The organism is Marinobacter sp. MBR-105 (assembly GCF_053628895.1).
The window spans coordinates 376253-401088 of the sequence record NZ_JBRJHG010000001.1 but is presented as its reverse complement, the minus strand read 5'-3'; the positions used below and the strand labels follow the sequence as shown (position 1 = coordinate 401088).

General features: G+C 57.6%; 22 protein-coding genes. 10 read left to right on the top strand and 12 right to left on the bottom strand.

Annotated elements, in window-relative coordinates; genetic code table 11:
* Positions 1-226: 226 nt before the first annotated feature.
* Genes edd through ACSSVV_RS01910 form a run of 3 tightly spaced genes read left to right on the top strand, consistent with a single transcriptional unit; the run spans position 227 to position 3662 of the window.
* Positions 227-2047 carry a phosphogluconate dehydratase gene (gene edd, locus ACSSVV_RS01920; RefSeq protein WP_454105479.1) on the top strand — a complete coding sequence of 607 codons (1821 nt, stop codon included), beginning with the start codon at positions 227-229 and terminating at the stop codon, positions 2045-2047.
* Positions 2044-3015 (top strand): glucokinase, encoded by a 972-nt coding sequence (gene glk, locus ACSSVV_RS01915; protein WP_454105478.1) that lies wholly within the window; start codon positions 2044-2046, stop codon positions 3013-3015. The genes edd and glk overlap by 4 nt, the downstream gene beginning before the upstream one ends.
* Positions 3012-3662 (top strand): uracil-DNA glycosylase family protein, encoded by a 651-nt coding sequence (locus tag ACSSVV_RS01910; protein WP_454105477.1) that lies wholly within the window; start codon positions 3012-3014, stop codon positions 3660-3662. Before glk ends, ACSSVV_RS01910 begins: the two co-directional genes overlap by 4 nt.
* On the opposite strand, the gene glpD is transcribed toward ACSSVV_RS01910, so the two are convergent.
* The 5 genes from glpD to ACSSVV_RS01885 form a co-directional block, all read right to left on the bottom strand.
* The gene (gene glpD / locus ACSSVV_RS01905) at positions 3592-5133 is read right to left on the bottom strand and encodes a glycerol-3-phosphate dehydrogenase (protein WP_454105476.1); all 1542 of its coding nucleotides are present in this window, start codon (positions 5131-5133) and stop codon (positions 3592-3594) included. The genes ACSSVV_RS01910 and glpD overlap by 71 nt on opposite strands.
* 84 nt (positions 5134-5217) lie before the next feature.
* Positions 5218-6468, bottom strand: a complete 1251-nt coding sequence (locus ACSSVV_RS01900; protein ID WP_022991788.1) for an ABC transporter substrate-binding protein — start codon at positions 6466-6468, stop codon at positions 5218-5220.
* A gap of 196 nt (positions 6469-6664) precedes the next feature.
* Positions 6665-8389 (bottom strand): diguanylate cyclase domain-containing protein, encoded by a 1725-nt coding sequence (locus ACSSVV_RS01895; RefSeq protein WP_022991789.1) that lies wholly within the window; start codon positions 8387-8389, stop codon positions 6665-6667.
* 80 nt (positions 8390-8469) lie between these two features.
* Positions 8470-10269: a PHA/PHB synthase family protein gene (locus ACSSVV_RS01890; protein WP_454105475.1), complete on the bottom strand. Its 1800-nt coding sequence runs from the start codon at positions 10267-10269 to the stop codon at positions 8470-8472.
* Positions 10270-10341: 72 nt separating this feature from the next.
* Positions 10342-10698 carry a phasin family protein gene (locus tag ACSSVV_RS01885; protein ID WP_454105474.1) on the bottom strand — a complete coding sequence of 119 codons (357 nt, stop codon included), beginning with the start codon at positions 10696-10698 and terminating at the stop codon, positions 10342-10344.
* A 145-nt stretch (positions 10699-10843) separates the two neighbouring features.
* On the opposite strand from ACSSVV_RS01885, the gene ACSSVV_RS01880 reads away from it, so the two are divergent.
* The 6 genes from ACSSVV_RS01880 to ACSSVV_RS01855 all read left to right on the top strand — a co-directional run bounded on the left by ACSSVV_RS01880 (position 10844) and on the right by ACSSVV_RS01855 (position 17479).
* Positions 10844-11164, top strand: coding sequence for a TraR/DksA family transcriptional regulator (locus tag ACSSVV_RS01880; RefSeq protein WP_113879042.1), 321 nt, complete (start codon positions 10844-10846; stop codon positions 11162-11164).
* Between the two features lie 30 nt (positions 11165-11194).
* The gene (locus ACSSVV_RS01875; protein ID WP_454105473.1) at positions 11195-12658 is read left to right on the top strand and encodes an SLC13 family permease; all 1464 of its coding nucleotides are present in this window, start codon (positions 11195-11197) and stop codon (positions 12656-12658) included.
* A 188-nt stretch (positions 12659-12846) separates the two neighbouring features.
* The gene (locus tag ACSSVV_RS01870; RefSeq protein WP_011785280.1) at positions 12847-13647 is read left to right on the top strand and encodes a C39 family peptidase; all 801 of its coding nucleotides are present in this window, start codon (positions 12847-12849) and stop codon (positions 13645-13647) included.
* 55 nt (positions 13648-13702) lie between these two features.
* The gene (locus ACSSVV_RS01865) at positions 13703-14713 is read left to right on the top strand and encodes a hypothetical protein (protein WP_011785279.1); all 1011 of its coding nucleotides are present in this window, start codon (positions 13703-13705) and stop codon (positions 14711-14713) included.
* A 39-nt stretch (positions 14714-14752) separates the two neighbouring features.
* Positions 14753-16378, top strand: a complete 1626-nt coding sequence (locus ACSSVV_RS01860; protein ID WP_141066863.1) for an OmpP1/FadL family transporter — start codon at positions 14753-14755, stop codon at positions 16376-16378.
* A 27-nt stretch (positions 16379-16405) separates the two neighbouring features.
* Positions 16406-17479 carry a MalM family protein gene (locus ACSSVV_RS01855; protein ID WP_454105472.1) on the top strand — a complete coding sequence of 358 codons (1074 nt, stop codon included), beginning with the start codon at positions 16406-16408 and terminating at the stop codon, positions 17477-17479.
* A 9-nt stretch (positions 17480-17488) separates the two neighbouring features.
* Here the strand turns inward: ACSSVV_RS01855 and ACSSVV_RS01850 are convergent, their stop codons facing one another.
* From ACSSVV_RS01850 to ACSSVV_RS01840, 3 genes are read right to left on the bottom strand one after another with little or no spacing between them, the layout of a single operon-like run.
* Complete coding sequence (locus ACSSVV_RS01850) at positions 17489-18523, bottom strand: polysaccharide deacetylase family protein (protein ID WP_011785276.1); 1035 nt, start codon at positions 18521-18523, stop codon at positions 17489-17491.
* Positions 18524-18561: 38 nt separating this feature from the next.
* Positions 18562-19230 carry a DNA-J related domain-containing protein gene (locus ACSSVV_RS01845; RefSeq protein ID WP_227501065.1) on the bottom strand — a complete coding sequence of 223 codons (669 nt, stop codon included), beginning with the start codon at positions 19228-19230 and terminating at the stop codon, positions 18562-18564.
* A 19-nt stretch (positions 19231-19249) separates the two neighbouring features.
* On the bottom strand, positions 19250-19906 hold the full coding sequence (locus ACSSVV_RS01840; protein WP_011785274.1) for a TetR/AcrR family transcriptional regulator: 657 nt from the start codon (positions 19904-19906) through the stop codon (positions 19250-19252).
* Positions 19907-19979: 73 nt separating this feature from the next.
* Here ACSSVV_RS01840 and ttcA point away from each other — a divergent pair, with 73 nt between their 5' ends.
* Positions 19980-20888: a tRNA 2-thiocytidine(32) synthetase TtcA gene (ttcA, locus tag ACSSVV_RS01835; protein WP_011785273.1), complete on the top strand. Its 909-nt coding sequence runs from the start codon at positions 19980-19982 to the stop codon at positions 20886-20888.
* Between the two features lie 3 nt (positions 20889-20891).
* Here the strand turns inward: ttcA and ACSSVV_RS01830 are convergent, their stop codons facing one another.
* Genes ACSSVV_RS01830 through ACSSVV_RS01815 form a run of 4 tightly spaced genes read right to left on the bottom strand, consistent with a single transcriptional unit; the run spans position 20892 to position 24825 of the window.
* The gene (locus ACSSVV_RS01830; protein ID WP_454105471.1) at positions 20892-21581 is read right to left on the bottom strand and encodes a sulfite exporter TauE/SafE family protein; all 690 of its coding nucleotides are present in this window, start codon (positions 21579-21581) and stop codon (positions 20892-20894) included.
* A gap of 11 nt (positions 21582-21592) precedes the next feature.
* Positions 21593-21829, bottom strand: coding sequence for a cbb3-type cytochrome oxidase assembly protein CcoS (gene ccoS / locus ACSSVV_RS01825; protein WP_454105470.1), 237 nt, complete (start codon positions 21827-21829; stop codon positions 21593-21595).
* 36 nt (positions 21830-21865) lie between these two features.
* Positions 21866-24313, bottom strand: coding sequence for a heavy metal translocating P-type ATPase (locus ACSSVV_RS01820; RefSeq protein WP_454105469.1), 2448 nt, complete (start codon positions 24311-24313; stop codon positions 21866-21868).
* Positions 24310-24825, bottom strand: coding sequence for a FixH family protein (locus ACSSVV_RS01815; protein ID WP_014421197.1), 516 nt, complete (start codon positions 24823-24825; stop codon positions 24310-24312). The genes ACSSVV_RS01820 and ACSSVV_RS01815 overlap by 4 nt, the downstream gene beginning before the upstream one ends.
* Positions 24826-24836 lie beyond the last annotated feature (11 nt).

The window sequence follows — 24836 nt, the reverse complement described above, 5'->3', positions numbered from 1 at the left end:
GTGCCGGCGGTCAATGAAAACGGGTGCCAGTATATGAACTACTGATGACCCCTCTGTGACACGGTTTCACCTCGCTAGATGTTCGAGGGCTCCCGATGCCTGCTTTCGTGATATGTAGTAAAGTTACCAAAATAATGGCGATAATTTTTTGCTGTGTCTATGTTTTGAAGCGTTTTTTACTATTCTTTGTTCTATGTTCGAGTGAATCCGTAAAGGAGGCTGCAGGATGCATCCAACCATAGTGAAGGTTACTCAGAGAATTGTGGCCCGAAGTCAAGCCACGCGGCAAGAGTACCTCCGTCGTATGGCGGCGCTGAAAAAGAACTCCCCCCAACGGGGCACGCTGTCCTGTGGCAACCTTGCCCACGGCTTTGCCGCCTGTAATCAGGCGGATAAGAACACGCTCAAGCTGATGAACAAGGCCAACGTGGCAATCGTAACGGCCTACAACGATATGCTTTCGGCTCATCAACCCTACCAACAGTTCCCCGATATCATCCGCGAGGCGGCCCATGGTATGGGATCGGTGGCCCAGGTTGCCGGGGGCACACCCGCCATGTGTGATGGCGTGACCCAGGGGCAGCCTGGTATGGAGCTCAGCCTGTTCTCCCGGGACACGATCGCCATGAGCACGGCGGTTGCTCTCAGCCACAACATGTTTGATGCCACGCTGTTGTTGGGGATCTGTGACAAGATTGTTCCGGGGCTGCTCATCGGATCGCTGAGTTTTGGCTATCTGCCGACTATACTGGTACCCGCCGGCCCCATGCCCTCCGGATTGCCCAACAAAGAGAAGCAGCGCATCCGCCAGCTCTATGCTGAAGGCAGGATTGGCAAAGAGGAGTTGCTGGAAGCCGAGAGCAAGTCATACCACAGTCCCGGTACCTGTACCTTTTATGGCACCGCCAACAGCAACCAGCTGTTGGTTGAGGTGATGGGGCTGCACTTGCCGGGTGCCGCCTTTGTGAATCCAGGCACACCGCTGCGTGATGCGCTGACCAGGGCAGCGACGGAACAGGTTATCCGGTTATCGAAACCTAACGGTGGAGATCTGGGGCTGGGCGATATGGTAGACGAAAAGAGCATCGTCAATGCTCTGGTCGCCCTGCTGGTAACGGGCGGCTCAACCAACCACACCATTCACTGGATAGCCATCGCCCGCGCTGCCGGCATCATCATTGACTGGAATGACTATGCCGAGCTTTCTGCGGTTGTGCCCTCGTTGACCCGTATCTATCCCAATGGCCAGGAGGATGTGAATGCCTTCCACGAGGCGGGTGGTACGCCGTTCCTGATCCGCGAACTGCTTGCTGGCGGATACCTGCATAACGACGTGCACACAGTGATGGGCCCAGGCCTGGAGCAGTACGCCCGCATGCCCGAACTCGACGATGGTAAGCCCGCCTGGAAGCCTGCAGCTGAGCAAAGTGCCATGCCGGAGGTACTCCGTGGTGTGGCCCAGCCTTTTGCGCCGGATGGTGGGCTCAGGGTGCTGGAGGGCAATCTGGGCAGGGGCGTGATCAAGGTCTCGGCAGTCGCGCCTGAGCACCATACCATCGAGGCCCCGGCCGTGGTATTCAACGATCAGAACGAGCTCAAGGCGGCCTTCGAGGCCGGAGAGCTGAATCGGGATTGCGTTGTGGTTGTGCGATTTCAAGGTCCCCGTGCCAATGGTATGCCGGAGCTACACAAACTCACCCCTTATCTGGGGGTGTTGCAGGACAGGGGCTACAAAGTGGGCCTGGTGACGGATGGCCGGATGTCTGGCGCTTCCGGGAAAGTGCCTGCCGCCATCCACGTATACCCCGAAGCGTTGGATGGCGGACCTTTGGCCCGAGTTGAAGACGGGGATACCGTTGTCCTGGACGCCCGCAACGGAACCCTCAGCATCAGGGTAGAGGATGACGTGCTGGCCGCCCGCAGGCCTGCAACGACGGATCTGTCCGGCTATCATACGGGCTACGGGCGGGAGCTGTTTGGTTGGTTCCGTCGTTCGGCAAGCACCCCTGAACAAGGAGCCAGTTTTTTCTGGAACCACGAGGCATGACAGAAGAACACTATTCTCTGGTGGGGGACATTGGGGGAACCAATGCACGCTTTGCTCTGGTGGGGCAGGGCAGTATAGAACCAGAAGCTATTGAAGTTTTGCCCTGCCGTGATTACGAGAACCTGGATCAGGCGGTGGTCACCTATCTGGAACGTGTAGGTGTAGGTGTGGCGTCGGTCAGGCAGGCCTGTCTGGCTGTGGCCTCCCCCTTGCGCGGTACCCGGGTGACAATGACCAACAATCACTGGCGCTTTGACATTGAGGCGGTGCGACAGGTCTTTGGCTGGTCGGCCTTCAAGGTCATCAATGATTTTACCGCCATGGCGCTGGGCGTGCCCCATGTACCGGACGCCAATCTGGTGCACGTTTGTGGCGGCCCGGGAGACCCTGGCCGGCCGAAACTGGTGATGGGTCCGGGAACGGGCCTGGGCGTTTCCGGTCTGGTTCCGATTCGAAATGGTTGGGTGCCTTTGGTGACTGAAGGGGGCCATGTGGATTTTGCCCCCACCGATGACACGGAAATGGACGTGTTGCGCCTTCTCCGGGCCAGGTTTGGGCGGGTGTCGGTCGAGCGGATTCTGTGCGGCCAGGGTTTGCTGAACCTGTATCAGGCCCATGCCGAAATCCGTGGCGTGGCGGCCCCACTCGATGCTCCGGAGAAGATCACAGCCGCCGCTGTGGACGCTTCCGATGCCTTGGCCGGGGAAGTCCTTCGGCATTTCTGCGAAATGCTTGGGCGAACCGCAGGCAATTCGGCGCTGACGCTGGGGAGTCTGGGCGGCGTGTACCTGTGTGGCGGTATGCTGCCAGGGTTTCTCGACTTTTTTCTTGGGAGCCCGTTCCGTGAAGCCTTTGTAGCCAAGGGGCGGATGCGTCCGCTAATGGAATTTACACCGGTTTACGTGGTGACGGAGCCCTATACCGGTTTACTGGGAGCTGCCGAAGCGTTAGGAAATTCTGAGGTATGACCGATTCTTTGATAAACCTGTCCTTTGATGAGCTGGTTCGGCGTGTTCGGGCCTGTCAGATTTGTGCAGGCGATCTGCCCCACGAGCCGAGGCCGGTCATTCAGCTTAGTGAATCCTCCCGCATTCTCGTGGTCGGGCAGGCGCCGGGTCGACGGGTACACGAAACCGGTCTGCCGTTTAACGACCCCAGTGGCGACCGGCTGCGCCAATGGATGGGCATTACTCGCGACACCTTTTACGATGAACAGAAACTCGCCATCCTGCCCATGGGATTCTGTTATCCGGGCACCGGTAAATCCGGAGATCTTCCTCCACGCCCCGAGTGCGCTCCGGCCTGGCGCCGGGCGTTGCTCGACCGCTTGCCGGAGATTCGCCTGACCTTGCTGATCGGTCAATATGCTCATGCCTGGCATATTCCCGGCGCAAGGCGCGCGGTTACCGAGAATGTGCGGCAGTGGCAACAATTCTGGCCTGATGTCATTCCGATGCCCCATCCCAGCCCCCGCAATAACCTCTGGTTGCGAAAGAATCCCTGGTTTGAAGCGGAAGTGGTGCCGGCCATTCAGGCCAGAGTTGCTAGCATTCTGAACTGGCCTGGCCACTCCGGGCCATATACTCAGATAGCTCGCTGTATTGTTCCGGGTTAATGTACAGGCCCTGTTTTGTCCGCCGCCAGAGCAGGTCCTCTGGTGTGATTGCCCATTCGTGGGTCATCAGATAATCCACCTCGCGACGAGACAGGGTATCGGTAAACCAGTGGCCGAGATCGTCCATGCTCTGACAGCCTTCCAGAATCTGGTAGCTGCTGGTTCCATAGCTTCGCACAAACCGATGGATTACAGCATCGTCCAGCCAGGGGAAATCGGCCGCGAGTTCGGTGGCCAGTTGCTCCTGAGTGTTGAAGTCGCCGCCGGGCAACACGGCCGTTCGGGTCCAGGATCGGCCGGAGCCGGGGAAATAGCGACTGACCTGATCGGTCACAGCTTCGGCGAGCTTCCGGTAGGTGGTGATCTTGCCCCCGAATACCGAGATCAAAGGGGGCAGCGAGTCCTCATCATCAACCTCGAATGAGTAGTCGCGAGAGGCAGACTGTGCGGTGCCACCCTCGTCGTCCATCAGCGGCCGAACACCGGAGTAACTCCAGACTACATCGTTGGCGGACAGTTGCCGGCGGAAATATTGGTTGACGATCGACAGCAGATAGTCGGTTTCCTCTGGGGAAATCCGTGCCTGCGACGGATCGCCCACGTAATCGACATCGGTGGTGCCGATCAGGGAGAAGCGTTCCTCGTAGGGGATCACGAAAACAATGCGCTCGTCCTGATTCTGAAGAATATAGGCTTCGGTATCCTGATTGAGCCTGGGTACCACGATGTGGCTGCCCTTGACCATGCGGATCTGCTTGGGAGCTGGCATAGACAGGCTTTCACCGAACAGGCTGCTGACCCAGGGGCCGGTGGCGTTAACGACCACCTTGGCGCGGATGTTGTACTGCTTGTCCCTGTGGTGATCGTCCAGGGTGGCGTGCCATTGCCCGTTGCGGCGCTCGGCGCGGCTACAGCGGGTGCGGGTCAATATGGTTGCGCCTTTTTCAGCGGCCTTGCCAGCAGACAGTACCACCAGCCGGGCATCATCAACCCAGCCATCCGAATACTCGAATCCACGGCTGATGTCGGGTTTCAGGGGCGAGTCCGGGCCAAAGGTAATAGACCGGGAGCCGGGCAGCAGTTCGCGCTTGGCCAGATGATCGTAGAGGAAAAGGCCGGTACGGATCATCCATGCTGGTCGCAGGTGGGGCTGATGGGGCAGGCGAAAACGCATCGGCCACATGATGTGGGGTGCGTTTCGTAGCAGGGCCTCCCGCTCACCGAGTGCTTCCCTGACCAGCCGGAATTCGTAATGCTCCAGGTAGCGCAGGCCGCCGTGGATGAGTTTGCTGCTGCTCGACGAGGTGGCGGAGGCAAGGTCGTTCATCTCGCACAGAACGACCCGAAGCCCCCGGCCTGCGGCGTCCATGGCAATCCCGGTGCCGTTTACGCCTCCCCCGACCACCAGTACATCGCATTGAGTGGGGGGAGTGTGAGGGTTGCCTGAAACCAGTCCTTTGTTATTTGCCACTGCCTGAGTGCTCCTGATAATCGCCCATAACGCCTGTGATGGAACGATTATCAGGAAACTGCCTGGCCCGGTAAAGCGATCCGGTCACAGGCGGGTGGGCTTACCAGCCTCTTTGCGGCGCTGCTCCCACTCTTCGCGGGTTTGTGCGGCTTCATCACCGGGCAGGAAGTCGATGATCTCGAAGTAATCAGAGCTGAACTGGTCTGCCACCACGGTTTCACGGGGTTTGATCCGAACCACGTAGACGGTCTGGACATTCTGGTGGTCGAACTCGCGCCAGTACTGTTCGTCTTTCAGGAAGCTGTAGCGATGCCCCTCAAGGGCCCGGATAACGGCGTCTGTGTTGGTGCTGCCGGCCCGTTCGACAGCCTCCTTGTACTGGTAAACGATACTGTAGGCCGAGGCCGCGGATGATGAAGGGCGCATTTCATAGCGGCCTGAGAAGGCCTCAACAAAGTCTTTACCGCGCTGGTAGTTGTTCTCGTAGGGCAGGTTCCAGACCCAGGGGGCGGCACCAACAACACCTTCCATGATGGTCGGGCCAACCTGTCTGACCATCCCCAGTGTCAGGTTGGGCACAACGATCTGCATTTTTTCCGTCACACCCATTTCATAGGCCAGGTTCAGAGCCCGGACCATGTCATCGCCGAACAATACCATCATCAATACCTTGGCATCGCTCTCCTGGGCCTGTTCCAGCGCTGCGCGGAAATCATTGATCAGCGCCCGGGGGAAGGGGGTTTTTACACCCTGGTGCACGTCGGTGTTTTCGGTGTTGGAAAACTTTCGTACCGATTCTTCCACCGACCAACCCCAGGTGTAGTCTGACGTGATGTAGAAAAACTTCTGGTCGGCGTGGTTGCGATTGAGATACTGGCTGAGTGCTTTGGCCGTCATCCAGGCGTTGTAGGGCTCCCGGAACATATAACGATGCCCCTCGGTGCCGGTGGTGGCGTTGGAGTAGGTGAGGGTGCCGAAGTAGATGCGGTTGCGATCCCTGGCGGCTTTCCCGGAGGCAATGGCAACGGCACTGGAGACACCACCGAAAACCATCTGCGCGCCTTCGCGGTCAATCAGTTCGGCGGTATTTTTTGCGCCCTGGTCTGGTTCACCCCGGGTATTGCGAATCACCAGTTCGAGGGGCTGGCCCATAACGCCGCCGGCCTGGTTGATTTCATCTACCGCCAGATAGGCGCCAAGCCGTTGTTGAAGGCCCTGGTCCTTGTATCTTCCTGTCTGCGGGTAATTCAAACCTATCTTGAGGGTATCGGCGAGGACGGTCGTGCTGGATAATAGCAGGACAGTCGCAAAGATCAGCGCGTTCCTTGGTCTCATTTACGTTGGCCTCCGTAACGGCAGCACAGCGGGTGTGGCTGCGTTGCAAACAGTTATTTTGATTGTTTATTGGGCAACTCAAGTGTCAGCGGATACTGCCCGGGCAACAATGGGACTAAAGTTGAAGTTCTGGTAACAATTTGTAGGGGCTTGATATAAAACAGTAAAGATGGGAGTTGGGAGGGGCGGCCAGAGTTCAGGCGCTCTGGCAGACTTCTGGGTTGAATACCTTGTAACGGTTCCGGCCATCCCGCTTGGCGCGATACATGGCAATGTCAGCGCCGTTGATCAGTTCCTGTACGGTCGTGCCATCTTCGGGATACAGACTGATGCCAATGCTTGAACCCACGTTTATCGGGTTGCCGTTGATCTGATAGGGCCGTTTGTTTGCTTCAATCAGCCTGTCGGCCACGGCAAACACGTCGGATAGCCGTTCCATCTCCGGTAACAGCACAATGAACTCGTCGCCCCCCAGTCGGGCGAGGGTGTCGTCTTCCCGCAGACAGTCTTTTACCCTGGCGGTGAACTGAAGCAGCAGGTCATCTCCGACAGCATGGCCCAGGGTGTCGTTCACTTCCTTGAAACGGTCCAGATCCATAAACATCACTGCAAGCAGCATTTCCTTGCGATGGGCATGGCGAATGGCGTGCTCCAGCCGGTCTTCCAGCAATCGTCGGTTTGGCACACCGGTGAGGGCATCGTAGTAGGCTAGCTGTCGGATCTGTTCCTCGTTCCTGCGATTTTGCGTGATATCCGTGAACAGGCCCGCGTAATGTGTGGTATTGCCGTCATCGTCGGTGATTGCCGTAATGGTCAGTAGTTCCAGATAAAGCTCACCGGTTTTTCGGCGATTCCAGATTTCTCCGCGCCAGTAGCCGTGGGTTTCCAGGGAATTCCACATGCGCCGGTAGAACTCGCTGTCGTGGCGCCCGGATGAAAGCAGATCCGGTGACCGACCGATGACCTCTTCGGCAGTATAACTGGTCAGTTGGGTGAATGCCGGGTTGACGAATTCAATGCAGACGTCTTTGTCGGTCACCATTATGCCTTCAAAAGACGATTCAATGACCCGCTCCGCCAGTTGCAGGGTTCGCCTCGATTTGGCCAGGGCCTGATCCCTTTGTTCGAGGGCTTCGCGAAGATCGTCCAGATACATCTGCTCAGCGCCGGTCAGCATGTCGTGGTAACCGATCAGGCCGGTAACCTCTCCAAGCTGATTGACCACGGCAAGATGGCGGATGCGATGATCTATCAGCAGATCGCGGGCGTGAATCAGCGGGTCTTCTTCGTTTACGGTGAGCAGAGGCCGGGTTGCCAATTCATTGACCAGGGTGTTGCTGGTGTGGCGTGCAATAAACCGGACCATATCCCGCTCGGTCAGAATCCCCAAACCTTCTTCGTCGCAATCGACCACCACCGCATCGGCATGATGGCGATGCATGTAACTGGCCACTTCCGCCAGAGACTGGTCGCCCCGAACCACCAGTGGCGGGCGCGGTACGGCCGCCCGCACTTCCCGCAGTCGCAAGTAGGGTTCCAGGCCCTGGTTGAGGGCCAGGTCGGTCTGGGACAGGATTCCGACCGGTTTGCCGCTACTGTTGGTCACCAGAAAATGGCGTTTTCCGGTATCGCGTAAACGAACCGCGGCTTCACCGGCATCGAGTGTCTCGGGTAAGGACAGCACAGGTGAGCTCATCACTGTACTTACCGGCTGTTGGAATGTTTCAGGGTCTGTAAAGTCGATCGCCAGGGCGTCATGCTCGGTCCAGATACCAACAACCGTTCCGCCGTCGGTAATCAAAATGGAACTGACCGAGGTTTCGGACATCCGGGCAGCCGCATCGGCAATGGTTGTGTCCAGCCCACACTGAAGCAGGACGCCCGTGTGCATAATGCGTGATATCGGAAGCGGCTGCCCCATGGGCACTCCTGTTATTCTTGGTCGGTCTGTTGCGAAGAATTCGGTAAAAGTGAACCTTCGCTCATTTATATTGAAGTCTATCAACCCCCGGCTTCCGATGCCTTAACTTTTACGTAGCTTCCAGGCGCGTCCTCAATCGCCTCAAGCGGGCCTTCCCCGGGCTGACGGGGCTGAACTTGCTCTCCCTCGAATGTCGCCAGCCATTCACGCCAGTGTGGCCACCAGGATCCAGGGTGATGTTCTGCGCTATCAAACCAGTCATCCGGCGAGCCTGGCAATTGGTTATTGGTCCAGTACCCGTATTTTTCCTTGTAAGGGGGATTAATGACCCCGGCAATATGGCCGGAACCGGACAGAACGAATCGCACATCGCCGCCGTAAACCCCGGCGCCCCGATAAGTCGTTTTCCATTTAGCGATATGGTCCTGGCGGGCGGAAAGGAAGAAGGAAGGTACCCTGATGGCGGAAAGATCAATGCTTTCACCCGCAATCGTCAGGGCATCCGGCTGCACCAGCCGGTTATGCAGGTACATTTCCCGAAGGTAGTAGCTGTGCATTCTGGCGGGGAGGTTGGTGCCGTCGGTATTCCAGTACAGCAGGTCGAACGCTTTGGGTTTCAGGCCTTTGAGATAGTTGTTGGTCCAGTACGACCAGAACAGATCGTTTTCCCGCAGCAGATTGAAGGTAAAGGCCATGGCCCGGCCATCCAGATAGCCTTTGCGCTCCATGGTGCGTTCGATGCCGCGGATTGAGTGATCGTTAATGAAAACGCCGATGCCGCCAGGGTCTGAAAAATCCAGCAGGGTGGTCAGATAGGTGGTGCTGACGATCGGGTTACGTTGCTTTTTCGCCAGCCAGGCCATCGTGGTTCCGAGCAGGGTGCCGCCAATGCAGTAGCCGATGGCATTCATCTGTTGCTCGCCGGTCGCTTCAGTGACGGCATCAATGGCAGCCAGCGGGCCTAACTCCATGTAGTCGTCCCAGCCCCTGTTTTTCTGGGCTGGCCCGGGATTCCGCCAGGAAATCACAAACACCGTCTGGCCCTGGTCTACCAGCCAGCGAATGAAGGAATTGCGTTCGGTGAGGTCGAGAATGTAGTACTTGTTGATCCAGGGAGGAACGATCAGAAGCGGGCGCTGGGCCACGGTGTCTGTTGTTGGCGAGTACTGGATCAATTGCATCAGTTCATTCTGGTACACCACTTTGCCAGGTGTTGTTGCCAGGTTGCCGCCCACCTCAAAGGCTGAACGGTCGGTCATGGCGACGTTGAACAGGTTCGGGTTCTGCCGTAGATCGTCTACCAGGTTGCGGGCGCCGTCCACCAGGTTCATGCCCTTGCGTTCCCAGGTTATCCGCAGAACCTCGGGATTGGTCAGCGGGTAGTTGGATGGCGATAGCGCGCTCGTCAGCTGGCGGGCGTAGAACAGCATCTGGTCACGACCCGGGCCGGGCAGACCCTCCATGCCTTCAACCCAGTTCAGAAAGGCTCGGGAGTTGATCAGATAGGCCTGTTGGAGCACATCGAAGGACAGATGCTTGTGCCAGTCCTCCGCCATGAAGCGCCGGTCGTCTGGATCTGGCTCGGCAACCGGTTCCATCGGTTTGCCGGTAATTCTGGTCAGGGTATAGCGAGCCAGCCCCAGGTGTTTGCGGGCAAGATCAATTTCAGCACTGGCGAACCGCAGCGGGTGTAGCAGCAGATCCTCGGCCATGGTCCGGTAGGCGTCCGAGATTTCGCTCAGTGTGGAGAGTTTGGTGTCCTCCATCATGCCGGTGTCACCGAGCCACTTTTCCAGCTGTTGCTGGCCCTGGCGGACGTTGTCCTCAAAGGTCTTCACCAGATGGGTGGCGGTTTTGCTCACGAAATCCAGACCGAACATGGGGCTCTCCTGCCTCTGAATAAAAAAAACGGCCGGAATGAGTGCCATTCCGACCGGTTTTGGTGTTGCTTGTCAGGCTGCCGATTTGGAACCGCTGGCCTTGGCGGCTGGTGCTTTCTCTTTGGCTGGTTCGCTCGATTCCTGTTCGAAGACCTTCTGCACCTGATCACGGGTTTCGCTGAAGTAATCCTGCCAGGCTTTCCAGTCCTGGGTGAACTGGTCGCTCAGGGATTTGAGGGTCTCAGCCTGGTCGGTGGTCAGTTGCTTCAGCCCATCCAGATCGCGAACTTCGGCGACTTTTCGAGCCTGGTCCATGGCAACATCGGCATAACGACGAAACGCATCCATCTGCATCTCGGCGGCCTTGCTGAACTGGGTGAAAAGGGTTTCGTTGAGGCGGTTGGCCTTGTTGATCATATCCTGATTCATTCGTTACAACTCCTTTGTAGTGATTGTCGGAACAGGTAGTTTAGCTCAGCTTCGATGACATGATTTTGACAGGCGTCAAACCGGCTTTCACCCTATCTCCTAGTCTATAGTTAATCTGATAACAGATAGATCCGGGAGACATCCGATGGCAAACCGAAAATCCGAGCTGGAAACCCTGAAAGCAGACCTTGAAGCCAGGCTGTCCCGCTACCAGGCGCATCAGCGCCGGGAAGCGGGTGCATTGGAAAAGGATTTCGAAGAGCAGGCGAGCCAGACCCAGAACGATGAGGTAGTGGATTCCCTGGAAGCGGAAACGCGGGCGGAACTCCAGCAGATTGATCACGCCCTTGAGCGGATTGATCAGGGAATCGGCGACGAGTGCGAGCAGTGCGGTAATGACATTGACCCCAGGCGGCTTCAGGTATTGCCATATACCACGGTTTGTGTAGATTGCGCGGCAGACTGACAACCTCAACACAAAGCTACAGGATGAACAATGGCTGAAGTGCAACGCAACGACGGATCCCGTTCCGGGCTGCCGAAGAGTCAGGTAATCGGCCTGATTCTGGGGGCGGCGTTCCTCGTGGCAACGCTGGTCTTGCCTGCACCGGGCTCCATGGGCGCTGATGCCTGGGCGGCGTTGGGGCTGATGCTGTTGATGGCGACCTGGTGGTCCACCGAGGCGATACCGATTCCGGCCACAGCCCTGTTGCCCATTGTTCTGGTGCCGGCGCTTGGTCTCGGCACCATAGGACAGGCCACGGCACCTTATGCCAATCCGATCATCTTCCTGTTTCTTGGTGGGTTTACCCTGGGCCTGGCGATGCAGCGATGGAATCTTCATCGGCGTATTGCCTTGCTGACGCTCAAAGCCATGGGCGATCAGCCCAAGCGACAGATTGCCGGCTTCATGCTGGCGACGGCTTTTTTGAGCATGTGGGTGAGTAATACCGCAACCGCCATCATGATGTTGCCCATTGGCTTGTCCGTGGTAGCTATGATGGACAACTCGAACCCGGAGGGTGTTCGGAAGTATGCAACAGCGCTGCTTTTGGCCATCGCCTACTCTGCAAGCATTGGTGGTATTGCGACTCTGATCGGGACCCCGCCCAATGCTTTGCTGGCGGCCTATCTGAGTGAAAACCAGGGCATCTCGGTAGGCTTTGCCCAGTGGATGGTACTGGGGATTCCGATCACTCTGGTAATGCTGGTGCTGACCTGGTGGTGGTTGACCCGGAGGGATTTCGGGATTGGTCAGGCATCGGACAGCGGGCAGATGATCCGAGATGAACTGGCCAAACTCGGAGTCATGAGCCGGGGAGAGCGTTTGGTGGCCGTGGTATTTGTCATCACGGCAACGGCGTGGATTTTTCGCCCGCTGTTGTCTGCCAGTCTGATGCCCTGGTTGAGTGATACCGGCATCGCGATCGCGGCAGCGATCGCCATGTTCCTTATCCCGGTAGATGTCCGTCAAGGCACGTTTGTGCTGGATTGGGATTCCGCCAACAAATTGCCCTGGGGAGTACTGTTGCTCTTCGGCGGTGGCCTGGCGATGGCGGGGGTAATCAGCAGCTCCGGTCTTGCGGAATGGATCGCCGGCAGTCTGGGCGTGGCTGGTGTATTGCCAACCATCGTCATGATGGTAATTGTGGCTTCTGTAATTATCTTCCTGACCGAAGTCACCAGCAATACCGCTACTGCCGCCGCCTTCCTGCCATTGCTGGGAGCTCTGGCCATGGCGCAGGACGTCTCTCCGTTGCTACTGACGGTTCCCGCCGCGATTGCAGCCAGCTGCGCCTTCATGATGCCGGTGGCCACGCCGCCTAACGCGATTGTCTTCTCCAGCGGCCACATGCAGATTTCGGACATGATCAAAGCGGGTTTTGCCCTGAATCTGATGGGCATTGTGGTCGTCACTCTCATCACATACGGGTTGCTGGGGCTGGTGTTCTCGCTCTGATGCTCCCCGCCACTTCATGGCTTTGCCTCCGGTCTTGAACCAGTTCTCATACCGGTTCCCGGAGGCCCCTTCTGCAGCGACAGATTTGAGGCACAGTTATCTTTAAGCCAGTTGCGATTTCGGTATCGTACGGTAACAACATGTAACCCGATAAGTTGCACGTCTAATAAAAACAGGGACTTTCCAAAATGCTGCTGGTGCTGGCCGGATCCATTCTCACGTTCACCATGGTGCAGGAAGCCACCGAGGTCGAGCCATTCGATCGTGGCACGATTGTTCTGGAGCAGAAGGTGGATGCCAGCCCTGTCGAGCTTCGATGGGACACCCGGGTCGAACCCCTGGTAGAGCAGAAATTCCGCAATATCGTTCGTCAGGCGTACGACTACAGTTGCGGCAGCGCAGCCCTGACCACGGTACTCAACTTCTATGTTGGCCGGTCTCTGACCGAACGCCAGGTGATGGAAGGTTTGCTGCACTACGGTGAGAGCGAGCGCATCGTTGAGCGCCGCGCTTTTTCCATGCTTGATATGAAGCGGCTGGTCACAGCCCTTGGCTATCCCTCTGGCGGTTTCAAGGCAGAAATCGAGGACCTGATGGAGTTGGACCATCCGGCAATCGTTCCCATTGATCACGCCGGTTTCAAGCACTTTGTGGTGCTGAGAACCATCCGGGACGGGCGTGTTTACCTTGCAGACCCGGCGGTTGGCAATATTTCCTTCACCGTGGCGCAGTTTCAGGAGAAGTGGGACGACAACGTACTGTTCATTGTCTTCCCGGGCAGCGACAAACCCCTGGATAACCTTGAGTTGAAAGAGGAAGACCTGCGCTTTGTGGATGACCAGACAATGACTCTGCTGGCCATGCAGCAGATTCCAGCGTTCCACGAGTCAACGGAGAGACGCATTCAGAACTTGCTGGAACGCCAGAAGAACAATCCGGACGGTAGCGTGGAAAATACCCGCAAACAGCTCCATTACCGTCGTCATTAATTTTCCCGGTTGTTTGATCGGGCAGGAATAAAACAAAAAAAAGTAGGGAGTCAGGATGAATCGTTGGTTTGTGCGAGGTTTTATCCTTGTTTCCGCGGCTGGTCTGCTTCCGGGCATGGCCATGGCTCAGGAAGGGAATGTGGATCAGGCGCGGGAAGCACTGGCGCGTCAGGAAGGGGATGAGGATTCTACCAAACAGCTGGAGGAAGTGTTCCAGGCTGCCGAAAAGAACTACTCACTGCAGAAGAAGGGCACCCACTCCCTGAACTATTCGTTCGATTATTCCTATACCGGCGACCAACGGCTGGATCTGGCGATATCGAACGGCTCGGTGCGTAATCTGGACGTTGTTCCATCGGCCACCCATAACTTCACAAACGCCTTTTCCTACGATTACGGGTTACTGGATAACCTGACCATCGGCACCCGTGTTCCACTGGTAGTGAAGTACGACACCCAGGACGAGCTGAACGTTTACGACTTCGGCGATATCTCCTTCACCGGACGTTGGCAGCCGTTTGCCTATGTGCCTGGCAAGATGTCGACCACCTTCTTTGGCACCCTGAACAGTAAAACCGGCGTCAGTCCCTACGAAATCGACATCAACGAGCAGTTGTCCACCGGCAGTGGCTATTACTCCGTGGGCGGTGGCCTGAGTATGTCGAAGGTACTGGACCCGGTGGTGGTCTTTGGCTCGGTCAGCGCAACCTACAACCTCACGGTCGACGGTCTGGAACAGGTTCGGGGCGCCCGGCTGCTGCAGGAGGTGGAACCAGGGTTCGGCTTGTCCGGTTCTCTGGGTTTTGCCTATTCCCTTTCCTATGACATCTCTCTCAGTGTGTCTGGCCAGCTCAGCTACAGCGACGAGACGGTGCTGACCTTCTCCAACGGTGACCAGGCCGTGGCCCAGGACCAGATGACTGGCTTCCTCAGTATGTCGCTGGGCACCCGTCTCAGCGATATGACCATTGTGAATACCAGCCTCGGGATCGGTTTGACGGAGGACGCGCCGGACTTCTCCCTGGGTGTATCCCTGCCCATCAATTTCTCTGGCCTCAAAGAGTGATTGAAATCGAGGACGTTTCAAGGGAAGGGGAAGGATTTCATGGGACAAGCTAGTCACAAGCGACATCTTCTGGCCGCCGCCATGGTCGCAGGCGTTTCCTGCGGGGCCCAGGCACAGATGACGCAGAACCTGACGATACACCCGAAGGCGCTGGCACTGGGTAACGCCGTTACAGCAGATCCCCCGGGACTGATGGCCATTCACTACAATCCAGCAGGCCTGACCAAACTTGACGGGCGCCAGCTTGAGGTGAACCTCCTCAGCATCTATCTGGATATCGACGCCGACTTCTACGCAGATGAAGACTACGAGGTATTCGGAATCAGCGGGCTCGAAAAGGACCCTTTAACCGGAGAGCAGCGCGACCCGATTGCGAACAGCAGTAGTCATACCAACAACGTGGCGCTTTATGTGCCGGGTTACGGCATTCTTCGGATGCCCCCTGGCCCCGCCGTTGCGCCGTCAGCCGGCATCAGTATAAAACCGCCGGGGTCGAAGCTGACGTTCGCCAACGCTTTCTATCTGCCGATGGCGGCGGGCTTCTACCGGGATAAAAACGACCCCGGTCGCTACCAGCCCCAGGCGGCCACCCTCCAGCGGACAACCTACCTGTCACCTACCATTGGATATGAAATCAATGATGAATGGTCTGTGGGTGCGGGCATTCATCTCTCGCATTTCGGCTTTGCAGCGGACCAGTACATGCGGGCACCAAACCTGCTGATGGGGGTGGCAGAGGTTCTGCAGGATGCCTTTAACTGTGAAAGCGGTGACGAGCCCCTGCAGCCCTGGCTTGCGTTGTGCGGCGGTAATGTCGGCCCCTGGGACGATATCGGGGCCATGAGCCTGAATCTGCAGGAAACCATCTCACCCACCTACGCCCTGGGCGTTATGTGGGAGCCGACGGACTGGTTCCGCTGGGGGGCCAGTTATACCTCAGAAGCCGACATGAACCTCAAGGGGCAGTTCGAGATACAGTACACCGATGACTGGTCCGGATTCTGGCAGAGTGTGAATGGCTCTATTCTGGGCGCCATATCATCAGCCATTCTGAGCCTGCCCTCAGGTGCACCGCGGGAGGCGGGCAATGTCAGTATGGATCTGGTTTACCCACAACATTTTCAGACCGGTATCAGCGTGGATGTTCATCCCAAGCTGACCGTGAACGCGGATGTGGGCTGGACGGATTTTGCCCAGTGGGATGCCTTCAATTTCCAGTTTGATCGTAACCTCGAGTTCCTGAACGCGGCACGCATTCTGTCGCCGGACAATGCCACCTCGGATACCCTGCGCTTGCCGTTGGGTTTCAAGAGCCAGTGGAACTGGGCTTTTGGTGTTGAGTTCCATGCATCATCTCGTCTGGATCTGCGGGCTGGGGTGGAAATCCGGGACTCGGTTATTCCGGACGACCAGCGCTCGATTATGGCGCCATTCGGGGGCGCGAACCTGTACAGTATTGGCATGGGGTACAAGTGGGACAAGGACACGGAAATTGATATGAACCTGTCGTATCTGCAATCGATTGAGACCATTCCGGCCGACACCAGTTGCAACGTGAACTGCGACAACATCACCAACATCATCTATAACCCCTATGCCGACCTCACCATCAAGACTTCCCTGCGGGTGGTGATGGCAGGCTTGAGTTTCCGAACCAAATTCTGATCCTGGCAGGGCTGACAGGGGGTTGTGATGGGACTTGGCCGATACCGTGGCCTACCGGGCTATATGTTTGCGCTCGTGTTGCTGGCAGGTTGCCAGACCGGAAGCAGCGGCGTTGCCGAGCGGGAAGGCTACTTTTCCTGGGTGGATGAGCAGGGCAGGGTGCGTTATTCCCGGATTCCCGACGCCCAGCGCGAAGACATTACCCCAAGTAAGCCGGATGCCAAGTCCGTCGCCATCTCAGGCGAAGCCACCGGGTCTGAGGCTTATCGGCCGACCTCTGGCAGCGACCGGGGCGCCGCCGCAAAGCTGGAAGAAAACCTCGAATACACCACCGAGAATTATCCGGATGGTGAGGAGCTGGCGAAAAAAGGGTTTATCCGGCCTGGCCAGCGGCAACCCTATTTCACATGGCGTGATGCCGACGGCATTGTCCGTGTCAGCTATTACACCCCGGATATGCGAACCGAAGAGCAGAAACAGGCGGATCAGGCGCCGGTCATGCTTAGCGATGCCAGCGTATACCTGCCGGTCACTGTAGATGACCATACGCCGGTTGAGGGCTATGATCCCGACGCCTTTGCCATACTGGGGATTGAGGAAACGGATTCGTTTTTCCGGGTATTTGCCGAAAGCTGTTGCCAGACCCTGCCAGCCCGGGATTTCCTGCAGTGGCAGGAAGGCCGTGAGTTTGGTGTTGATTTTGAGGAAGACACGCCCCGCCACCGTTTCAGTACGGGTGATTCGCCCTATCGGCTGATTGCCCTGCCATCCAGTACCTTTGTCCCCGGGTTTGTGATGCGGCTGCGTTCCTACGCCCACAATGGCGTGCTGGTACCAAGCCTGGCATTTCTCGACAAGGACTTTCAGCCCGTGCGGATTGTGACGGACCTGGTTATGAACTACGAACCGGAAAACTGGCGCCGTCGCGGGTATCTGGAAAGCTGGGTGCCGGCGTTTCCCGGCCAGGGCGAGCGCTGGCTGGTGGTATTCACCCGCCCGGAAGACCTGGCTGGGCAAACGGTGACGGAAGCGGGCGACACGCCCAAAGCGATTCCACACGTTGAAACCGGAGAAATTGGCATCACGACATTTGAGGAGTGATGGCGACCATCAGTCTTCCGGTGCGTCCAGATTCAACCACTGCTGGGACAGCCAGTAGAAGCTGCCGTTACCCGCCGGATGGGTACAGTTGTATCGGAACCGACGGCTGTTGATGGCTTTGGGTGCCTGCACCTCTATGCTATCTCCCACCACTTCAAAATTGATTCGACCGAGTCCGGACGCGAAACAGGTAAGCCGGGAGGGGCTGATGGCATCGGTGGGCGTAAACCTCAAACGCGGCGGATTCTGCTCGAACACCCCGTCGGGCAGGTCTTTGGCCGGTACCGGAAAAGCCTTGCTCATCAGTTTGTCTTTCAGACTGCCCAATTGGCCGTAGGCATTGGCCATGGGGAAACGGGGCAGACGGGTTTTACCTGAGTATTGTCCGATAGCTCCCGATTGTTGCCCGTATCCAAGCCAGCCTCTCTCGCTGAGCTTCTGTTCCAGGGCTTGATCGAATTCGCCGTAGGGATAGGCGAACAGAGGTTCCTCCACGCCAAGACGGTTCTTCAGCTCTTGCTGAGCCTCGTCCAGGCTGCTGGTAATCCGGTTTTCCCATGCCTCTTCGGGTTCACCCCGTCTGCGTGCCAGGTGAGCGTGATCCGTACTGTGATTGGCGATGGTCGACAGCTCGTTGTCTGCCATTGTGCGGAGTTGCTCCCAGGTCATGTAACCCTTGGCGCCCACTGCGTCAGTATTGACGAAGACAGTGTATGGAAGCCCGAGCCTGTCCAGTACCGGCGCAGCAAAGGTATGGACGGATTCATAGGCATCATCGAAAGTAATGGCCACTTCATTGGTGTCAGGGTGTTCGCCGGCCAGTGCCGCCCTGGTGCCGGCTTCCAGCGGCACCACGTCAAGGTCAAGATCCCGGATCATGTTCATCTGCGCCTCAAACAATGATCGGGACGTGCTGGTCGCCGGAGGTGTACTGTCATCCACGTGGTGATACTGCAGAACCACCAGGTCGGCCTGAGCCTGTGTTCCGGCCAGCAACAGGGCACTGATCAGGGGATACGCAATCAGTTTGTTTATTCGAAGCATGGTCTTGTTTCCTGACACACGGGATCTCGTAGGATGATTTAGGCGTAATGGGCTTTCAGAACCGAGAAGGCCTGATTCAGTTGTTGGATTTCTCCGGTATCACCGCCCCGGTCCGGGTGCGCACGCATCACGAGTTTACGGAAGCGCTTCTTGACGGTAGCGAACTGCCCCGGTAATTCATCGAAACCCAGCGTCCTGGCCGCCTCGGCGGCTTCCGAGTGCTCGGGCCGGGACAGGGTGTTGCCGGCCCAGAAGTTGTCCATCATTTCCTGAATGGCGGCTTCGGAGAGAAAGTACTGTGACAGATCCAGATAGAACTCACGCAGGGCGTCGGTAGAATCCGGCAGTGCCGTTGATTCGGTGCGCGTCACCATTTGCCCGATACTGAGCCGAAGCGGAGAGATATTCAGGCTCTCGCCCTCCAGGGCAATCTGATCGCGCAGACGGTAGAGTACGTGGAACAGCAGGAAGTGCACCGGGTACAGCCGATCGGGCTCGTGAAAGTCGACGGTGCCAATCAGGCTCCAGCGCTGGCCCTGCAAGGCCCGAATCAGCTCCAGCTCGGATAGCCCGGCTGGGCCTGCGGCCCGCAGCTCGTGCTCCACGGCAACCAACAGGTGCTGGACCTGTTGCTGTAGCCAGCTGCGCTCTTCACCACGGGCTTCGGGTGAGTCATCGAATCTCTGGTTATCTGCGGAGATGGTCATGGCCATCATGGTATGCCAGTCAGCCTTCGCTTGAAAGCCTGGTCAGGGCCGGGAAGCCGCCCACAAACAGCTGGGTGGAAAACTCAGCCGCTGTTCTGGCTTCGTCCTGGGCGAGTTCCGGCTTCTGGTGTGCCCGCCTGGCCACCAGCATGCTGGTGTCGTAGGCCACGCCAAAAAACGCGGCGCAAAGATAGTCCGCATCGACTGCCGGCAGCAGCCCACGGGTCATGGCGTTGCGAACGTCTTCCTCAAGGGACAGCATGGTCAGGCCCAGAATATCTGAGCCGAACAGGTTTCTCAGGGCGCGCTGATTCTGATGGGCCAGTTCATACACCACCGGATCTTTCGCGGTGGCACTGTAGAGCGCCAGATAGGCACGGTAGACAAATTCCTGGGTTGAGGATGCAGATTGTCGCTGCTGGCTCATGTCGTTGTTGAGCGAGGTCAGGAAATCGCTGAGCAGGGCCGCGAAGATATCCTGTTTGCTGGAAAAGTAGTTGTAGAAGGTGCCGGCGGCGAGACCGGTTCTGCGGACAATGTCCCGAATGGTGGTGTTGTCGTAACCGTGTTCCTGAAAACAGTCTCTGGCCGCCCTGAGAATGGCATGACGATTTCGGATACGGTTGAGCGCGCGCTTGCCCGTGGCTTGTGGTGAAGTCAATTTCAACATATCCATGTTGCTATCCTGTCCCTGATGGTTTGTGGCGCGTATAATTGCCCGCTCACTTACCTTGTGAGCGTGAAAACGAATGCCCGAAGCAATGACTGCCAGCCCTGAGAAGACACCGGCTTCTGATTACGAACGTCGCCAGAAACTGGAGCTTAACAAATTGCAGAAACGTCTGCGCCGTGAAGTTGGGCAGGCGATTGCTGATTTCTCGATGATTGAAGCCGGAGACAAGGTGATGTGCTGTCTGTCCGGCGGCAAAGACTCCTACGCCATGCTCGATATTCTGCTCAATCTGCAGAAGAGTGCGCCAGTGCGTTTCGAACTGATTGCCGTGAACCTGGACCAGAAACAACCGGGTTTCCCCGAGCATGTCCTGCCGGACTATCTTGAGTCGATGGGTATCGAGTATCACATCATCGAGAAAGACACCTACAGTATTGTTAAGGAAAAAGTGCCTGAAGGGAAGACCACTTGCGGGCTGTGTTCACGTCTGAGACGGGGCATCCTCTACAATTTCGCCGAGGAGCATGGTGTAACCAAGATTGCCCTGGGCCATCACCGGGATGATTTGCTGGAAACCCTGTTCCTCAACATGTTCTACGGCGGCAAACTCAAATCCATGCCACCGGTGCTCCACAGCGACGATGGCCGCAATACGGTTATTCGTCCTCTGGCCTATGCCCGGGAGAAGGATATTGCCCGTTACGCGTCACTTCGGGAATTTCCGATCATTCCCTGCAATCTATGCGGCTCCCAGGAAAACCTTCAGCGACAGGTCATCAAGGAAATGTTCCAGACCTGGGACAAACAGCATCCTGGCCGTCTGGAAACCATGTTCCGGGCCCTTTGCAATGTCGAGCCGTCGCACCTGGCCGATCCGGAATTATATGACTTCAGGGAAGGGCGGCGTCTTGGCGGCAAGCGTCAGGCCGTTCAAACCGCGGAGCCCCAGCAGGATTTTGGCCGGCTGGATGTACTGAATCTCTGATCGTCAGTGATTCAGCAGGGCCTGGAAAGGCAGCGTCCAGAGGCCAAACAGGATTAACAGCAGGCCACTGAGCTTGCGGAAGCTCTGGTTGCTTTTCAGGCCTCTTATCCAGTTGGCGGCGAAGCCCGTCGCCAACATCGACGGCAGGGTTCCAAGTCCGAAGAACATCATCGTGAGAGCGGCGCTGCTGACGGTTGGTTGGAGCGCCGCCCATCCCAGTGTGCTGTAAACAAGGCCGCAGGGCAGCCATCCCCACAAGGCACCGAGAGCAAGGGCCTGGCCGCCATTGTGAACCGGCAGCAATTTGCGGGTAAGCGGCGACAGGAAGCGCCATGCCGGCGCCCCCACCCGTTCAACGTAGCGAATACCCTGCCACCATTGCCCCATAGACAGCCCCATCATGATCAGCAGCAATCCGGCCAGGGTCATCAGGGCCAATCCGGCACCTCGCCACTGGCTGGCGGCGCTGGTGCTGAGCAGGGCAATCAGGGTTGCGATCAGGGCGTAGCTGGCAATCCTGCCAAAGTTGAATGCCAGCAATAGCAGGGTCTGCCGAAAGCGGAAGCCCTGGCCGACGGGCAAGGCCATGGACAGTGATGCACTGATGCCACCGCACATGCCCAGACAATGGGTGCTGCCGAGCAGTCCTATCAGGAAGGCACTGGGGTAGCTCAGATAGAGTTCAGGCTGCATCCGCTATCCTGTCAGCCCTTGTCGGTATCGTTATCGGTTTGCTCCGCTTCGTCTTTCTGGCCGTCAGGTTTCGACTCGTTACGGCGGGCTTCCTTGGGAATCATATCCTTGTCATCGTCGTAGAGAATGCGATGAGCGGGGCCGTCCATGTCATCGTACTGCCCGTTCTTGACGGCCCAGGAAAACAGAAGGACGCCCAGCGCCACTAGGATGAGCATAAGCGGAACCAGTATCATGACAATCTGCACGATAACCTCCTGTTCATAAGTGTATGGCCCAAGGTATCAGGCTGCTTTCGGTGCGCCAAGGGTGGCCTCCGGATGCGCTGTGCTCTTGTTGGACCGGCTGAGTCGTAAGGCGTTCAGCACAACGATCAGTGAGCTCAGGGACATGCCGATGGCAGCAAGCCAGGGGGCCACCAGGCCCGCTGCGGCCAGGGGCAGGGCGCAGACATTGTAGCCGAACGCCCAGATCATATTCTGACGGATGATTTTCCGGGTTTGCTTGCTGGTTTCAATCGCGGCGACCAGGGAATTCAACTGGCCATTCAGCAGTACCGCGTCGGCTTTCAGTTGAGTCAGGTCTGCCGCTGTACCCATAGCCACTGAAATACCGGCTCCGGCCATGGAGGGCAGGTCATTCAATCCGTCACCCACCATCATCACCCGGTGCCCGTCCGCGCGAAGCTGTTCCAGTACTTCCAGCTTCTGCTCCGGTGAGGCTTCACCAATGGCTCGGTCAATGCCCAGTGCATGAGCCACCTGTTGTACGTGGCCGGAGCGATCCCCACTAAGCAGCAAGGTCTCGATTCCGGATTTCCGTAACGCTTGCAAGGCTTGTGACGCGTCTTCCCGTATCTTGTCATCCAGCCGGAAGCGTGCCAGCCATTCCTTGTCTGTCGCGAGCCAGATTTCCATGCCTTGGGCGTCTTCACCTTCTGGCGCAATTGCTGACGTGTGCTCGGCGACAAAGGCTTTGTGCCCGATGTAGACCGCCCGGCCATGGTAAAGCCCGGACAAGCCACCGCCCAGGTGGTTACTCACCTGGCTGACGGTTAGCGAAGGCTGCTCGTGGAATACCCTGGCAATCGGATGTTCTGAATGCTTCTCCAGCCCTGCGGCGATCCGGATGCAGGTGTCCTGATCCAGACTGCCGAACACCGATTGATCGGTCAGGCTGAGTTCTCCCCGGGTCAGAGTCCCGGTTTTATCAAACACCACGGTATCGATGGTGTTCATGGATTCCAGGGTGTGACCGCGAGTAGGCAGGAAACCAAGCTTTCTCAGGCGCACCGTGGCAGATGTGATCGCCGTTGGCGTAGCCAGCGACAGGGCGCAGGGGCAGGTAACCACCAGTACGGAAAGCGTGATATCGAAGGCGTTGTCGGCGCCGGCCAGCCACCAGCCTGCCCAGACCACTGGTGCCAGTATCAGCACGCGGCCAACGAACTTGCCCGCAATGCGATCGGCCATTCGGGCCACCGGCGGCTTTTCGGACTGTACGCGATCCAGAACTCGCAAGATGCCGGACAGCCGGGTCTGGGCCCCGGCATGGGTGACGCGGATGTCGAGCGGATTTTCCCCATTTACGCTGCCGGCATGAACGGTGTCGCCCGGCTTGCGGGTTTCTGGAAGGTATTCACCGGTGAGAGCGGCTTCGTTCAGGGTAGACTCCCCCGAGACGATTTTGCCATCCACAGGTAGCGTTTCCCCTGGTCGAACCCGGATCACATCACCCGGTTGTACCTGGTGAATGGCGATGATTTCTGCCTCACCGTTCAGGACCCGCGCCGCGACAGAAGGCTGGAAGCCCGCAAGGGCATTACCGCTCAGCCCGGCGCGATAGCGAGCCTGAACTTCAATGTATCTGCCCAGCAGCAGGAAGAAGGTGAACATACATACGGATTCAAAATACACTTCCTCGCCGCCGATCAACGTGATCCAGGCGCTTGCGCCGTAGGCAAGCCCGATGGCGATGGCCACCGGTACGTCCATGGTCAGATGACGGGAGAGCAGGTCCCGGCGGGCATTGGTAAAGAATGGGCGAGCACTGTAGAACACCACCGGCGTGGCAACCAGCAGACTGAACCAGCGGAAAAAATCCACAAAATCTGTGGAAAGATCACTGACCAGCTCAAAGTACAGGGGAAAGGCCAGCATCATGCTCTGGAAGGAACCGATCCCGGCCACCGCCAGACGAATGAGCATCGAGCGGTGCTCTGCCTTGAGCGCCTGTTCGGCTTCGTCTGCCTGATAGGGGCGGGCGGTGTAGCCAAGTTCGTGGATGGCAATCAGAAGGTCGCTGAGACGTGCCTTGTCCGATGCCCAGACCAGGCGAGCCCGCTGTGTGGTGTGGTTTACGGTAAAGCTCTGCACGCCTGGCTGCTGCTTCATGTGATTCTCAAGCAGCCAGATGCAGGCGGCGCAGGTAATACCGCCGATCAGCAGCTGTGCCTCCTGGCCAGCCTTGACTGGTGCCACAAAGGCTTGCTGGACCAGGGAGTGATCCAGTTCCCGGATACGATCGAGTTCTGACCGGGTCAGCTCTCTTGGCGTAACGGCGGGTTCGGTGCGAAACTCATAGAAACCGGTCAGACCCTCCTGGTGGATGGTCTGACACACAGCCTTGCAACCCTGGCAACAAAAATGCCTTTGCTGTCCCTGCAGTTCCAGGGTGATCGGGGGTTCGCCATCCGCTGGTTCTCCGCAATGGAAGCAGTTCAGGGTGGTCACCCTTGGGCGTCGCCTTCTGCGTTAATGCGTATAGGGGTGGAGGAAGGAAGCCTTACCTCACCCTTTACCCGCCAGTCGTTGTCTGGCCCCTGAAGGTCGTAGTACCAGCGACCACTGACATCCTCAAGGAGCTGGCCCCGGTATTGACCAGGAGCAACCTGGGTAAACTGGATGGTTTTATCCTGACCAGACAATGTCGGGTGATACAGGTTGAACACCAGATACGGGTAATCGGCGGCACCATTCACGGTGCTCAGATCCAGTGTTGCAGAACGACCATTCAGGCTCAGCGTACCCGCCATCTTCAGATCGGCCGCCTTTTCATCACGGGCAATGGACATATTGATGCCACGGCCCTGTTTGGAGTAGTCGTCGGTTACCAGCGAGTTGTCCATGCTGGACGATACTGTCAGGGCAGTGATTCCCCACATGATCGACGCCAGCGGAAAAATGGTCAGGAACCAGAACCACGGCTGGCGATACCAGGGGGCAGGTGTTGCGTTATCAGTCATTACGGTCTTGT

Coding starts and splice junctions, on each gene's coding strand:
- ACSSVV_RS01850 (WP_011785276.1), bottom strand. CDS start 18,523: ATGCTTCGAATAAACAAACTGATTGCGTATCCCCTGATCAGTGCCCTG.
- ACSSVV_RS01880 (WP_113879042.1), top strand. CDS start 10,844: ATGGCAAACCGAAAATCCGAGCTGGAAACCCTGAAAGCAGACCTTGAA.
- ACSSVV_RS01875 (WP_454105473.1), top strand. CDS start 11,195: ATGGCTGAAGTGCAACGCAACGACGGATCCCGTTCCGGGCTGCCGAAG.
- ACSSVV_RS01815 (WP_014421197.1), bottom strand. CDS start 24,825: ATGACTGATAACGCAACACCTGCCCCCTGGTATCGCCAGCCGTGGTTC.
- ACSSVV_RS01845 (WP_227501065.1), bottom strand. CDS start 19,230: ATGACCATCTCCGCAGATAACCAGAGATTCGATGACTCACCCGAAGCC.
- ACSSVV_RS01885 (WP_454105474.1), bottom strand. CDS start 10,698: ATGAATCAGGATATGATCAACAAGGCCAACCGCCTCAACGAAACCCTT.
- ACSSVV_RS01895 (WP_022991789.1), bottom strand. CDS start 8,389: ATGGGGCAGCCGCTTCCGATATCACGCATTATGCACACGGGCGTCCTG.
- ACSSVV_RS01865 (WP_011785279.1), top strand. CDS start 13,703: ATGAATCGTTGGTTTGTGCGAGGTTTTATCCTTGTTTCCGCGGCTGGT.
- ACSSVV_RS01840 (WP_011785274.1), bottom strand. CDS start 19,906: ATGGATATGTTGAAATTGACTTCACCACAAGCCACGGGCAAGCGCGCG.
- ACSSVV_RS01890 (WP_454105475.1), bottom strand. CDS start 10,269: ATGTTCGGTCTGGATTTCGTGAGCAAAACCGCCACCCATCTGGTGAAG.
- ACSSVV_RS01860 (WP_141066863.1), top strand. CDS start 14,753: ATGGGACAAGCTAGTCACAAGCGACATCTTCTGGCCGCCGCCATGGTC.
- ACSSVV_RS01830 (WP_454105471.1), bottom strand. CDS start 21,581: ATGCAGCCTGAACTCTATCTGAGCTACCCCAGTGCCTTCCTGATAGGA.
- ACSSVV_RS01855 (WP_454105472.1), top strand. CDS start 16,406: ATGGGACTTGGCCGATACCGTGGCCTACCGGGCTATATGTTTGCGCTC.
- ACSSVV_RS01900 (WP_022991788.1), bottom strand. CDS start 6,468: ATGAGACCAAGGAACGCGCTGATCTTTGCGACTGTCCTGCTATTATCC.
- glk (WP_454105478.1), top strand. CDS start 2,044: ATGACAGAAGAACACTATTCTCTGGTGGGGGACATTGGGGGAACCAAT.
- ACSSVV_RS01870 (WP_011785280.1), top strand. CDS start 12,847: ATGCTGCTGGTGCTGGCCGGATCCATTCTCACGTTCACCATGGTGCAG.
- edd (WP_454105479.1), top strand. CDS start 227: ATGCATCCAACCATAGTGAAGGTTACTCAGAGAATTGTGGCCCGAAGT.
- ACSSVV_RS01910 (WP_454105477.1), top strand. CDS start 3,012: ATGACCGATTCTTTGATAAACCTGTCCTTTGATGAGCTGGTTCGGCGT.
- ttcA (WP_011785273.1), top strand. CDS start 19,980: ATGCCCGAAGCAATGACTGCCAGCCCTGAGAAGACACCGGCTTCTGAT.